The 12,366-nt window shown below is 45.5% G+C and carries 11 protein-coding genes and 5 tRNA genes; 11 read left to right on the top strand and 5 right to left on the bottom strand.

What is annotated here, in order from left to right:
- Positions 1 to 16 precede the first annotated feature (16 nt).
- From QA442_RS21505 to QA442_RS21485, 5 genes are all read right to left on the bottom strand, one after another.
- A complete protein-coding gene (locus QA442_RS21505; protein ID WP_040084365.1) occupies positions 17 to 1,384 on the bottom strand; it encodes a PTS transporter subunit EIIC in 1,368 nt (455 codons plus the stop codon).
- Positions 1,385 to 1,410: 26 nt separating this feature from the next.
- Positions 1,411 to 2,262: a MurR/RpiR family transcriptional regulator gene (locus QA442_RS21500; RefSeq protein WP_069839727.1), complete on the bottom strand. Its 852-nt coding sequence runs from the start codon at positions 2,260 to 2,262 to the stop codon at positions 1,411 to 1,413.
- Positions 2,263 to 2,278: 16 nt separating this feature from the next.
- Positions 2,279 to 3,193 carry an N-acetylmuramic acid 6-phosphate etherase gene (gene murQ / locus QA442_RS21495; RefSeq protein ID WP_069839728.1) on the bottom strand — a complete coding sequence of 305 codons (915 nt, stop codon included), beginning with the start codon at positions 3,191 to 3,193 and terminating at the stop codon, positions 2,279 to 2,281.
- A gap of 109 nt (positions 3,194 to 3,302) precedes the next feature.
- Entirely contained in the window at positions 3,303 to 3,785 is a 483-nt protein-coding gene (locus QA442_RS21490) for a GNAT family N-acetyltransferase (RefSeq protein ID WP_095431155.1), read from the bottom strand.
- 12 nt (positions 3,786 to 3,797) lie between these two features.
- Positions 3,798 to 4,253: a 2-thiouracil desulfurase family protein gene (locus QA442_RS21485; protein WP_069839730.1), complete on the bottom strand. Its 456-nt coding sequence runs from the start codon at positions 4,251 to 4,253 to the stop codon at positions 3,798 to 3,800.
- Between the two features lie 179 nt (positions 4,254 to 4,432).
- Here QA442_RS21485 and QA442_RS21480 point away from each other — a divergent pair.
- The 11 genes from QA442_RS21480 (at position 4,433) to glmS (ending at position 12,295) form a co-directional block, all read left to right on the top strand.
- Positions 4,433 to 4,507: transfer RNA gene (locus QA442_RS21480), tRNA-Glu, on the top strand.
- Positions 4,508 to 4,510: 3 nt separating this feature from the next.
- Positions 4,511 to 4,586, top strand: a tRNA-Val gene (locus tag QA442_RS21475).
- 4 nt (positions 4,587 to 4,590) lie between these two features.
- A tRNA-Thr gene (locus tag QA442_RS21470) sits at positions 4,591 to 4,663 on the top strand.
- Positions 4,664 to 4,684: 21 nt separating this feature from the next.
- Positions 4,685 to 4,769 (top strand) — tRNA-Tyr (locus tag QA442_RS21465).
- 4 nt (positions 4,770 to 4,773) lie between these two features.
- Positions 4,774 to 4,845: transfer RNA gene (locus tag QA442_RS21460), tRNA-Gln, on the top strand.
- 229 nt (positions 4,846 to 5,074) lie between these two features.
- Positions 5,075 to 5,638: an RNA polymerase sigma factor SigW gene (sigW, locus tag QA442_RS21455; RefSeq protein WP_003223646.1), complete on the top strand. Its 564-nt coding sequence runs from the start codon at positions 5,075 to 5,077 to the stop codon at positions 5,636 to 5,638.
- A 13-nt stretch (positions 5,639 to 5,651) separates the two neighbouring features.
- A complete protein-coding gene (rsiW, locus tag QA442_RS21450) occupies positions 5,652 to 6,278 on the top strand; it encodes an anti-sigma-W factor RsiW (RefSeq protein WP_040084357.1) in 627 nt (208 codons plus the stop codon).
- 159 nt (positions 6,279 to 6,437) lie between these two features.
- Complete coding sequence (gene cdaA, locus QA442_RS21445) at positions 6,438 to 7,259, top strand: diadenylate cyclase CdaA (protein WP_014662568.1); 822 nt, start codon at positions 6,438 to 6,440, stop codon at positions 7,257 to 7,259.
- Positions 7,252 to 8,694 carry a CdaA regulatory protein CdaR gene (cdaR, locus tag QA442_RS21440; protein WP_069839731.1) on the top strand — a complete coding sequence of 481 codons (1,443 nt, stop codon included), beginning with the start codon at positions 7,252 to 7,254 and terminating at the stop codon, positions 8,692 to 8,694. The genes cdaA and cdaR overlap by 8 nt, the downstream gene beginning before the upstream one ends.
- Before the next feature lie 18 nt (positions 8,695 to 8,712).
- Positions 8,713 to 10,059 carry a phosphoglucosamine mutase gene (gene glmM / locus QA442_RS21435; RefSeq protein ID WP_014112449.1) on the top strand — a complete coding sequence of 449 codons (1,347 nt, stop codon included), beginning with the start codon at positions 8,713 to 8,715 and terminating at the stop codon, positions 10,057 to 10,059.
- 433 nt (positions 10,060 to 10,492) lie between these two features.
- The gene (glmS, locus tag QA442_RS21430) at positions 10,493 to 12,295 is read left to right on the top strand and encodes a glutamine--fructose-6-phosphate transaminase (isomerizing) (protein WP_069839732.1); all 1,803 of its coding nucleotides are present in this window, start codon (positions 10,493 to 10,495) and stop codon (positions 12,293 to 12,295) included.
- The last annotated feature ends 71 nt before the right edge of the window (positions 12,296 to 12,366 follow it).

The raw sequence follows: 12,366 nt of genomic DNA, 5'->3' as shown, positions 1-12,366 counted from the left end.
CTAAAACAGAAACAATTTAATCGAACTGAGAAGCCATTTCATCTTTATATCCGAATGCATAGGTCAATAAAAAGCCGGCCGCGTAGGAAATGAAGAGCCCGACGATATACAGGATGATTTGCGAAGGCAGGACTAGAAAGGAAAGCGGCAGTCCGGAGACACCAATCGCAAAGGTGGCTACTTGAAAATAAGCTTGAAAGGCGCCGCCGATTCCAGCACCTAAGCATGCCGTTAAAAACGGACGGCCAAGCGGCAGCGTGACTCCGAAAATGAGTGGTTCCCCAATGCCGAGCAGGCCTGACGGAAGCCCGCCGGCGATTGCTTTTCTCAGTGTTGTTTTTTTCGTTTTCACGAAGACGGCAAAGGCCGCGCCTACCTGTCCTGCACCTCCCATAGCCAAAATAGGGAGCAGAGGATCATTGCCAATTGAATTGATCAGTTCCATGTGCACAGGCGTCAAGCCTTGATGCAATCCGGTTACGACGAGAGGAAGGAAGGTTGCGCCCAGAATAAAGCCCGCAGCGATGCCGCCGATGTCCAGGATGGACAGAAGGCCGGATGTAATGGCGTCAGAAATGAATCCGCCTAAAGGCATGAATACGACATACGTTACGATTCCGGTGATTAACAGTGAAACGGTGGGTGTGACAATGATATCGAGTGATTGAGGAATAAAGCGGCGAATAAATTGTTCGGTGTAAGCAATGAATATAGCAGCGAAAAGGACTCCGATCAGGCCTCCCCTGCCCGGAAGAAGCTCTTCTCCAAATAAACTGATCTTTGCGATCTCCGGATTGATAATCAAGATCCCGGCCAAAGCCCCAAGAGCGGGTGTCCCGCCAAATTCTTTTGAAGCGTTGATACCCACAAGAATGCCGAGATAAGTGAACAGCCCTGATCCGATGATTGTCAGGATAACAGCAATTTGTGATTCTGCAGAGAGCCAGCCGGCTTGAATACTTGCTTTGGTAATCCCGGTAATTAAACCGGAAGCGACAAGAGCCGGAATAAGAGGGATAAAAATGCTGGCGATTTTACGTAAGAAAAGTTTAAAAGGAGTGGCGTTCTTTCGATTGATATCGGCTTTCTTTTTGGCGGCTGCTTCATTCACATCGACACCTTCTTCAGCTGAGACGAGCTTGGAGAAAGCCGTTGTGACATGATTGACGACTCCTGTACCGAGGATGATTTGTAAGGTTTCAGCCTCAACGACCCCCAATACTCCGTCAAGCGCTCTTAAAGCCTGAGCATCTGCTTTGTTTTCATCGTAAGGTGTAATGCGCAGCCTTGTCATGCAATGCGTAAATGAGGATATATTGGATTTCCCCCCGCATAACTCGAGGATTTTCTTTGCGAGTTGATGGTAGTTATTTTCTTTGCTCATTAAAAACCCCTCCCCTTCAAGATGCTTTATTTTTTTCTCATAGATTGTATGGCTTCTCTTGTTTTATCGATATAGCTGGTTGTTTCTTCATATTGCTCAGCCGCCATGCCTAAAAACAATACATCTATCATAAAAAGCTGGGCGAGACGGGAGGAAGTGGCTGCACTTCGAATCAAGGCTTCGTTGGAATGGGCTGTATACAATGGGACGTCAGCCAGTGCGGAGACGGATGTCTGACTGAATTGTGTGAGGCTGATCGTTGTGATGCCTTTTTTCTTAGCCATGGCAAGCAGTTCAATGATTTCCTGCGTCTCTCCTGAGAACGAAATGGCGAATACGATGTCGTCTTTATCTGCATTTGCGATTAAAGATGCCACAAGATGAGTGTCTGTAAACGCGGTTGCTTGTTTATGAATGCGAAGCCACTTTTGCTGAGCGTCCTTGGCGACAATGCCGGAAGCCCCGACGCCGATAAAATGCACAGTGTGAGCTTTGAGAAGCAGAGAAACCGCTTGTTCCAGTTCTTTGTAGTCCATCAGGTCTGAAGTATCCTGAATGGCTTGAATGGCATTGCCGGCCGCTTTTTCGGAAATAGAGGGCAGCGGCTCGTGGGGAACAATATCACGGTAGCCCTGAAACGTAGGCTTTGCCAGATCGCCCGCTACTCTCATTTTTAAATCTTGAAATCCCTTTAATCCGAGTGATTTGCAGAGCCTGATGACGGCAGCGTCACTTGAATTGGCTAAGGTGCTGATTTCGCTGACGGTGCTTTCGATTGCTTTGTGTGGATGGGTTAGGATATAATCTGCAAGTTTACGCTCGGATGGAGGGAGTTTATGCTTCATTGATTGGATGATCGCTAAACCGCCTGTTGCCATTCTAGTTCTCTCCTTATCATGAATGGTAATTTTCGATTGCTTTATCAATGAAACCGTTTGCTTCATCGAGTAATGTCTTTGCTTGTTTCTGATCTGTGCTGGTTTTGAGCATAACGATTGCTGTTTTGACGTGATGATCGGCTTGTTCCAGGGTTTTCCTGGCTGTTTCGTATGAAACGTTTGTAAGGATTTGGATGATGCTGATGGCGCGTTCTTTTAGTTTTTTGTTGCTGACGTTGACGTCTACCATCAAGTTTTCGTAGACCTTGCCGATTTTTACCATTACAGCGGTAGATATCATGTTTAGAATCATTTTATGAGCGGTTGCAGCTTTCATACGTGTTGATCCTGTAATGGCCTCAGGTCCGACGACAACCTCAATGCTGTGGTCCGCATCCTTGCTGATGACGGAATTTTCATTGCAAGTAAGGGCGATGGTGTGCGCTCCGACTTCGCGGGCGTATCTTAGGGCGCCTGCGGCGTAAGGTGTACGGCCGCTTGCTGCGATGGCAATGACGGTGTCATTTGACGTGAGCTGTATGTTTCTTAAATCCTCAGCTCCTGCTTTTTCACTGTCTTCAATGCCCTCTGCTGCCTGTAAAAAGGCTTCGGGGCCTCCAGCCATGATTCCGATGACCTGATCAGGACTTACGCTGTAAGTGGGAGGACATTCAACAGCATCCATGATGCCGAGTCTGCCGCTTGTGCCTGCGCCTGTATATATGAGCCGGCCTCCATGTTGAAATGAATCATACGCGCAGTCTACAGCTGTTTTGATGTCGGGGAGAACCTCCTGAACGGCTGCAGCGACTTTCATATCTTCGTTGTTGATCATTTTGAGGATGCCGAGAGTGTTTGCTTTGTGGATTTCAACCGTTTGGCTATTGCGTGATTCCGTTGTAAGATGATGAAGGTTTAGTGATTCTGACATGAGGATGCCCCCTGTTTTAAAATGATATATCTCAATATTCAGTATATTCATTTCTGTTATGATATTTCAACTATGTTTTTACATTTTTGAAATTTTATTTCACTCAAGACTATAAGAAATGATGAAGGATCAACTGTTCTCCAAGCGGCCCGATTCTTCGCCGTCCTTTATCAAGGAACCCGCATTTCATATAAAGGTGTTTTGCGCGTATGTTCAGATGATTGACGGCCAAGATGATTTCGTCGCACCATGGAAAGTATCCGCTCACAAAAGAGGGAAGCAAAAGCATGGCTTTTTTCGCGTACCCTTTTCCGTGATGCACAGCGTTTAAAGACAGGGAGCTGAGCAGTAAAGCAAATGGATTGTTAGAATAGCAAGCTAGCGTTTCTTTTGATGCATGTAAAATGAAAAAACCGACTGGAAGGTCGTCTTTTAAGATGACAACCGGGTAGCGGTCCTGTATGCCCAGAGCCTGAGACAGCACCTCTTTTGGAAGGGAGGTGAAGCGTTTGTCATCGTTGGTGAGCGTGAATGATTGAAGCTCGGGCAAGTGTTCAGGCTTATAGAAGGATAAAGAAATGTCTTGAGTCATGGGGTGGCCTCCTTACAATATGTCGTCTAGCTGATTTTCTGAAATGACGCGGTAGCCCGCTTGTTTTAGCAGTGCGGCGGTTACTCCGCTGCCGGGGATTTTTTTGCCAGAGAATGTGCCGTTATAGATAAAGCCGCTTCCGCAAGATGGACTGTTTTCTTTTAATATGACGGCAGTGGCGTTGATTTCTTTTGCGTAAGCCAATGTTTTCGCGGCACCTTCCATATATAGCTCTGTGACATCTTCTCCTGAAGCTGTCACGATTTTTGCGGTTCCATTGAGGACATCCTCGCCGGTGCCTCCTATGATTTCTGCGGGTTCACGGGGGGTTGAAAAGCCGCCAAGAAGTTCAGGGCAAGCCATGACTGCTCTATTTTTAGCGACGAGTTTTCTGATTTTCTCAGACGCTGCGTGAGAGCCGTTATATCTGCACTCAATGCCTCCAAGGCAGGAACTGACTAGAATCATATTGGTTTCTCCTCTCTTGCTTTGCTTGTCTCTATCATAAAATAAATGACTTTAGTTGGGAGGCTTTTTCAGTTAAAAAAGGAGTTAAAAAGTTTGAAAATAAAAAATTTAATTTTTCTCTTTACAAACAGGGGGTGACCTGTATATAATAACTTTTGTCAGCTCGACGAGAACACAACGGCCCGTTGGTCAAGCGGTTAAGACACCGCCCTTTCACGGCGGTAACACGGGTTCGAATCCCGTACGGGTCACCATTTGGAGGATTAGCTCAGCTGGGAGAGCATCTGCCTTACAAGCAGAGGGTCGGCGGTTCGAGCCCGTCATCCTCCACCATCTTGCCGGTGTAGCTCAATTGGTAGAGCAACTGACTTGTAATCAGTAGGTTGGGGGTTCAAGTCCTCTTGCCGGCACTGTTTTTCTAAATTTAATGTGGAGGGGTAGCGAAGTGGCTAAACGCGGCGGACTGTAAATCCGCTCCCTCAGGGTTCGGCAGTTCGAATCTGCCCCCCTCCACCATTATTGGGCTATAGCCAAGCGGTAAGGCAACGGACTTTGACTCCGTCATGCGTTGGTTCGAATCCAGCTAGCCCAGTCACAGACACCTTTGACCAAAAGGTGTCTTTTTTCTTTTTTAAAATTCATTCCAACTTCTAACTGTTCAGTCTGTATAATAATTTTAAAAATATGTTAAGGTAGTTTATTCACGAATTACCATCTACACCCTGCCAAAAATTTGATAAACTTATTTTATAAAAAAATTGAAACCTTTTGAAACGAAGCTCGTATACATACAGACCGGTGAAGGCAGAGGTTAGATAAATATGGAAATGATGATTAAAAAAAGAATTAAACAAGTCAAAAAAGGCGACCAGGATGCATTTGCGGACATCGTAGATATTTACAAAGATAAAATTTATCAGCTTTGCTACCGTATGCTTGGCAATGTGCATGAGGCGGAGGATATTGCACAGGAGGCTTTCATCAGAGCGTACGTTAATATCGACAGTTTTGATATTAACCGGAAATTTTCAACTTGGCTTTATCGAATCGCGACCAATTTGACCATTGACCGCATTCGCAAAAAGAAGCCGGATTATTACCTCGATGCAGAGGTGGCTGGTACGGAAGGCTTGACCATGTATTCTCAAATCGCCGCAGATGGTGTTTTGCCTGAAGATGCAGTTGTGTCGCTGGAGCTCTCAAACACGATTCAGCAGAAAATTTTAAAGCTTCCTGACAAATACAGAACAGTCATCGTATTAAAGTATATTGACGAACTCTCATTAATTGAAATCGGGGAGATTCTAAACATTCCTGTGGGGACTGTGAAAACGCGGATTCACAGAGGCAGAGAGGCTCTTAGAAAACAATTAAGGGATCTTTAAGTGGGGTGATGAAATGAGCTGTCCTGAACAAATTGTGCAGCTTATGCATATGCATCTTGATGGAGATATCCTTCCAAAAGATGAACACGTATTAAATGAACATCTGGAGACATGCGAGACATGCAGAAAGCATTTTTACGAGATGGAGAAATCTATAGCGCTCGTACGGAGCACATCGCATGTCGAAGCCCCCGCGGATTTTACCGCTAATGTCATGGCAAAATTGCCTAAGGAGAAGAAAAGAGCTTCTGTGAAAAGATGGTTCAGAAGCCATCCCGTTATCGCAGCTGCTGCGGTATTCATCATTTTGATGGGCGGAGGTTTTTTTAACAGCTGGCATAATGACCACAATTTCAGCGTGTCCAAGCAGCCGAATCTTGTGGTTCATAACCATACTGTGACCGTGCCGGAAGGTGAGACGGTTAAAGGTGATGTCACTGTCAAAAACGGCAAGCTGATTATTAAAGGCAAAATAGACGGGGATGTAACCGTCGTGAACGGCGAAAAGTATATGGCCTCTGCTGGACAAGTCACCGGTCAAATTGAAGAAATCAATCAATTATTCGACTGGACATGGTACAAGATGAAGTCTGCGGGGAAAAGTGTACTCAATGCATTCAATCCGAACGGAGAAGAGTAAAGCGCGTTAGCCGCTTTGCTCTTTTTTTGCGGGCTGAGCGGCTGGCTCATTTCACTTGCTAAATCGATATGTGGTATAATGGGCTCGCTATGTAAAGTACATATGCGTAACACGTAAAACACAAAATACGAAATGACTGAAATCTTGGAGGACGAGGAAATGGCTTTTGAGGATATCCCTTTTTTGCAGTACCTCGGCAATGCCGTTGATATTCTCCTTGTTTGGTATGTGATATATAAATTGATTATGGTGATACGCGGCACGAAAGCGGTTCAGCTGTTAAAAGGAATTGTAGTCATCGTGCTTGTTCGTATGGCCAGCCAATATTTGGGCCTCAGCACACTTCAGTGGCTGATGGACCAAGCGATAACATGGGGATTTTTAGCAATTATTATTATCTTTCAGCCTGAGCTGAGAAGAGCGCTTGAACAGCTAGGCCGCGGCCGCTTTTTTTCAAGGAGCGGCACGCCTGTAGAAGAAGCGCAGCAGAAAACGATTGAGGCCATCACAAAAGCGATCAATTATATGGCGAAACGCCGTATAGGCGCCCTGCTGACCATTGAGCGGGATACTGGAATGGGGGATTATATTGAGACCGGCATACCACTGAATGCCAAAGTCAGCTCTGAGCTGCTGATTAATATTTTTATCCCAAACACCCCGCTTCATGACGGTGCGGTGATTATGAAGAATAATGAAATTGCCGCGGCCGCCTGTTATTTGCCGCTTTCTGAAAGCCCGTTTATTTCAAAAGAATTGGGCACGCGGCACAGAGCGGCTGTCGGCATCAGTGAGGTAACAGACAGTTTGACGATTATTGTGTCTGAAGAGACCGGCGGCGTCAGTGTGGCAAAGAACGGCGACCTTCACAGAGAGCTGACAGAAGAAGCGCTGAAAGAAATGCTTGAAGCCGAGTTTAAGAAAAACACCAGAGACACTTCTTCTATCCGCTGGTATTGGAGGGGCAAGAAAAATGGATAAATTCTTAAACAACCGCTGGGCTGTGAAAATCATTGCTCTGCTTTTCGCGCTCTTGCTTTATGTGGCGGTTAACAGCAACCAAGCACCGACTCCGAAAAAACCGGGTGAATCTTTCTTTCCGACATCAACAACTGATGAAGCAACTCTGACCGATATTCCGGTTAAAGCGTATTATGATGATGAAAATTACGTCGTGACAGGTGTTCCGCAAACGGTTAATGTCACGATAAAAGGCTCGACAAGTGCCGTGAAAAAGGCTAGGCAGACCAAGAACTTTGAAATATACGCCGATATGGAACATTTGAAAACCGGCACACATAAGGTTGAGCTTAAGGCCAAAAATGTGTCGGATGGGCTGACAATCTCAATTAATCCGTCTGTTACGACAGTGACCATACAGGAACGGACGACCAAAAGCTTTCCTGTAGAGGTGGAGTACTACAATAAAAGCAAGATGAAAAAAGGCTATTCTCCGGAGCAGCCGATTGTCAGTCCGAAAAATGTGCAGATTACCGGATCTAAAAATGTGATCGATAATATTTCTCTTGTCAAAGCTTCAGTGAATTTGGAAAACGCAGATGAGACGATTGAAAAGGAAGCGAAAGTGACTGTCTATGATAAAGACGGAAACGCGCTTCCTGTCGACGTTGAGCCCTCGGTCATCAAGATTACCGTTCCGGTGACAAGCCCAAGTAAAAAAGTGCCCTTTAAAATTGAACGGACAGGAAGCCTTCCTGACGGTGTCAGCATAGCGAAAATTGAATCCAGCCCCAGTGAGGTAACGGTTTACGGCTCACAGGATGTGTTGGATTCTCTTGAATTTATTGATGGCGTCAGCTTAGATTTAAGCAAAATTAACAAGGATTCCGATATCGAGGCAGATATTCCGCTTCCTGACGGCGTCAAAAAAATCTCGCCGTCAAAGGTGACTTTGCATATAGAAGTCGATAGTGAAGCGGATCAGAAGTTTGAGAATGTCTCTATCAAGACTGTAGGGCTGAGCAGTTCACAAAACATTGAATTTCTTGATCCTGAATCACAAGCGATAGACATAACGGCTAAAGGCTCTCCTGCGAATATAAAAAAACTGAAAAAATCGGATATCGAATTGTATGTGAATGTTTCAGATTTAGAGGACGGGGAGCATAGCGTGAAGCTTGAAGTAAACGGACCTCAGAATGTAACCTGGTCCTTGGGGCAGAAAAACGCCAAAATCAAGCTGACATCCAAAAAAAGCAATACATCAACGAATGATAACAGCAGCAATACATCAGGAAATCAGGATGACACAGACAAACAAACAAATGATCAAAAGAACAATCAGCAAGAAGATACAAAGAACACTGATAAAAACAGCAACGATCAAAACCAAGACGAAAACCAAGATCAGGATGAGGATGAATCCACTGCGGATTCACAATCCTCATCGGAATAAAAAAGGAGCGATTACAAAATGGGCAAGTATTTTGGAACAGACGGTGTAAGAGGTGTCGCCAATAGTGAGCTTACACCTGAGCTGGCCTTTAAAGTCGGACGTTTCGGCGGTTATGTGCTGACAAAAGACAAACAACGTCCAAAAGTGCTGATAGGCCGCGATACACGCATCTCCGGCCATATGCTGGAGGGAGCCCTTGTCGCCGGACTTTTATCCATTGGCGCAGAAGTCATGCGTCTGGGTGTCATTTCTACACCGGGTGTATCCTATTTGACAAAAGCGATGGATGCAGAGGCGGGCGTCATGATTTCCGCTTCTCATAACCCAGTGCAGGATAACGGCATCAAGTTCTTTGGGGGAGACGGATTCAAGCTTTCTGATGAACAGGAGGCTGAAATTGAGCGCCTGATGGACGAACCTGAGGATAAGCTGCCAAGACCGGTCGGAGCCGATCTTGGGCTTGTTAACGATTATTTTGAAGGCGGACAAAAATATCTGCAATTCTTAAAACAGACAGCCGATGAAGATTTCACAGGCATTCATGTGGCACTTGACTGTGCTCATGGCGCAACGTCATCCTTGGCGACACACCTGTTTGCTGATTTAGATGCCGATGTTTCAACAATGGGGACTTCCCCGAACGGATTAAACATTAATGACGGCGTCGGATCGACTCATCCTGAAGCGCTCAGCGCGTTTGTCAAAGAGAAAAACGCCGATCTCGGCCTTGCGTTCGATGGTGATGGCGACCGCCTGATTGCTGTTGATGAAAAAGGAAATATCGTTGATGGCGACCAAATCATGTACATATGCTCAAAACACCTGAAATCAGAGGGTCGCTTAAAGGATGATACAGTGGTTTCAACCGTGATGAGCAACCTCGGCTTCTATAAGGCGCTCGAGAAAGAAGGCATCAAAAGCGTGCAGACAGCTGTCGGAGACCGCTATGTAGTAGAAGCAATGAAAAAAGATGGCTATAATGTCGGCGGAGAGCAGTCAGGACATCTTATTTTCCTTGATTACAACACGACAGGGGACGGATTATTGTCTGCTATTATGCTGATGAACACTTTGAAAGCAACAGGCAAGCCTCTGTCAGAGCTTGCAGCTGAAATGCAAAAGTTCCCGCAGCTGTTAGTCAATGTGAGAGTGACTGATAAATATAAAGTTGAAGAAAATGAAAAAGTAAAAGCAGTTATTTCTGAAGTTGAAAAAGAAATGAACGGCGACGGCCGGATTTTGGTGCGCCCTTCAGGAACTGAACCGCTCGTCCGTGTCATGGCTGAAGCGAAGACGAAAGAGCTGTGCGATGAGTATGTCAATCGCATTGTTGAAGTCGTCCGGTCAGAAATGGGATTAGAGTAACGAAGTCTCTAATCAGAGAGCGAACAAGACAAGCGACGTTTACATATGATAATTGTGAGACATACGGCAAAGTTGTTTAAAAAACAATTGACCGTTTATGCCACATGCTGTAAAATCAAGCTTGTCTTGTTCTTACTTTCTTAATAGGAAAAGTAGACGGGATTATGGATTTACCTATAATTATAGCGCCCGAACTAAGCGCCCGGAAAAAGGCTTAGTTGACGAGGATGGAGGTTATCGAATTTTCGGCGGATGCCTCCCGGCTGAGTATACAGATCACAGCCGTAAGGATTTCTTCAAACCAAGGGGGTGACTCCTTGAACAAAGAGAAATCACATGATCTTCCAAAAAACATGTAGGAGGGGACGATTGAAAGTCCCCTTGAAATTTGACTTTCTTCGTCTCCTTTTACCATCTTAGGAGGAAGAAAAATATGTGTGGAATCGTAGGTTATATCGGTCAGCTTGATGCGAAGGAAATTTTATTAAAAGGGTTAGAAAAGCTTGAGTATCGCGGATATGACTCTGCTGGTATTGCTGTTGCCAATGAACAGGGAATCCATGTGTTCAAAGAAAAAGGACGCATTGCAGATCTTCGTGAAGTTGTGGATGCCAATGTAGAAGCGAAAGCCGGAATTGGGCATACTCGCTGGGCAACACACGGCGAACCAAGCTATCTGAACGCTCACCCGCATCAAAGCGCACTGGGCCGCTTTACACTTGTTCATAACGGCGTGATCGAGAACTATGTTCAGCTGAAGCAAGAGTATTTGCAAGATGTAGAGCTTAAAAGTGACACCGATACAGAAGTGGTCGTTCAAGTAATCGAGCAATTCGTCAATGGAGGACTTGAGACAGAAGAAGCGTTCCGCAAAACACTTACACTGTTAAAAGGCTCTTATGCAATTGCTTTATTCGATAACGACAACAGAGAAACGATTTTTGTAGCGAAAAACAAAAGCCCTCTATTAGTAGGCCTTGGAGACACATTCAACGTCGTAGCATCTGATGCGATGGCGATGCTTCAAGTAACCAACGAATATGTTGAGCTGATGGATAAAGAAATGGTTATCGTCACTGATGACCAAGTTGTCATCAAAAACCTTGATGGTGACGTGATTACACGTGCGTCTTATATTGCTGAGCTTGATGCCAGTGATATCGAAAAAGGCACGTACCCTCACTACATGTTGAAAGAAACGGATGAGCAGCCAGTTGTTATGCGCAAAATCATCCAAACGTATCAAGATGAAAACGGCAAGCTGTCTGTGCCTGGCGATATCGCTTCCGCTGTAGCGGAAGCGGACCGCATCTATATCATTGGCTGCGGAACAAGCTACCATGCAGGACTTGTCGGTAAACAATATATTGAAATGTGGGCAAACGTGCCGGTTGAAGTGCATGTAGCGAGTGAATTCTCCTACAACATGCCGCTTCTGTCTAAGAAACCGCTCTTCATTTTCCTTTCTCAAAGTGGAGAAACAGCAGACAGCCGCGCGGTTCTCGTTCAAGTCAAAGCGCTCGGACACAAAGCCCTGACAATCACAAACGTACCTGGATCAACGCTTTCTCGTGAAGCTGACTATACATTGCTGCTTCATGCAGGCCCTGAAATCGCTGTTGCGTCAACGAAGGCATACACTGCACAAATCGCAGTTCTTGCGGTTCTTGCTTCTGTGGCTGCTGACAAAAACGGCATCGATATCGGATTTGACCTCGTCAAAGAACTCGGTATCGCGGCAAACGCAATGGAAGCTTTATGCGACCAGAAAGACGAAATGGAAATGATCGCCCGTGAATATCTGACTGTATCCAGAAACGCTTTCTTCATCGGACGCGGTCTTGACTACTTCGTATGTGTCGAAGGCGCACTGAAGCTGAAAGAGATTTCTTACATCCAGGCAGAAGGCTTTGCCGGCGGAGAGCTGAAGCACGGCACGATTGCCCTGATCGAACAAGGCACACCAGTATTCGCACTGGCAACACAAGAGCACGTAAACTTAAGCATCCGCGGAAACGTCAAAGAAGTTGCCGCTCGCGGAGCAAACACATGCATCTTCTCACTAAAAGGCCTAGACGATGCGGATGACAGATTCGTACTGCCGGAAGTAAACCCAGCGCTTGCTCCGTTGGTATCTGTTGTTCCATTGCAGCTGATCGCTTACTATGCTGCGCTGCATCGCGGCTGTGATGTTGATAAGCCTCGTAACCTTGCGAAGAGTGTTACTGTGGAGTAAAATGTTTAACCCCTTTGGTTGTTTTTGTAGCTTTAAAATAAAGTTACGACGTTTATAAAAATGTTGCGATG

Origin of the sequence: Bacillus stercoris (assembly GCF_029772985.1) — a bacterium.
In the GTDB taxonomy this organism is placed as follows: domain Bacteria; phylum Bacillota; class Bacilli; order Bacillales; family Bacillaceae; genus Bacillus; species Bacillus stercoris.
The sequence above is the reverse complement of the archived record's forward strand: the minus strand, read 5'-3'. Positions and strand labels throughout refer to the sequence as shown.

What these genes read in the sequence shown, in the direction of transcription:
- murQ (WP_069839728.1), bottom strand. Translation starts at nt 3,193, where the DNA reads ATGTCAGAATCACTAAACCTTCATCATCTTACAACGGAATCACGCAAT.
- QA442_RS21490 (WP_095431155.1), bottom strand. Translation starts at nt 3,785, where the DNA reads ATGACTCAAGACATTTCTTTATCCTTCTATAAGCCTGAACACTTGCCC.
- cdaR (WP_069839731.1), top strand. Translation starts at nt 7,252, where the DNA reads ATGGATAAATTCTTAAACAACCGCTGGGCTGTGAAAATCATTGCTCTG.
- QA442_RS21505 (WP_040084365.1), bottom strand. Translation starts at nt 1,384, where the DNA reads ATGAGCAAAGAAAATAACTACCATCAACTCGCAAAGAAAATCCTCGAG.
- QA442_RS21485 (WP_069839730.1), bottom strand. Translation starts at nt 4,253, where the DNA reads ATGATTCTAGTCAGTTCCTGCCTTGGAGGCATTGAGTGCAGATATAAC.
- rsiW (WP_040084357.1), top strand. Translation starts at nt 5,652, where the DNA reads ATGAGCTGTCCTGAACAAATTGTGCAGCTTATGCATATGCATCTTGAT.
- QA442_RS21500 (WP_069839727.1), bottom strand. Translation starts at nt 2,262, where the DNA reads ATGGCAACAGGCGGTTTAGCGATCATCCAATCAATGAAGCATAAACTC.
- glmM (WP_014112449.1), top strand. Translation starts at nt 8,713, where the DNA reads ATGGGCAAGTATTTTGGAACAGACGGTGTAAGAGGTGTCGCCAATAGT.
- sigW (WP_003223646.1), top strand. Translation starts at nt 5,075, where the DNA reads ATGGAAATGATGATTAAAAAAAGAATTAAACAAGTCAAAAAAGGCGAC.
- cdaA (WP_014662568.1), top strand. Translation starts at nt 6,438, where the DNA reads ATGGCTTTTGAGGATATCCCTTTTTTGCAGTACCTCGGCAATGCCGTT.
- glmS (WP_069839732.1), top strand. Translation starts at nt 10,493, where the DNA reads ATGTGTGGAATCGTAGGTTATATCGGTCAGCTTGATGCGAAGGAAATT.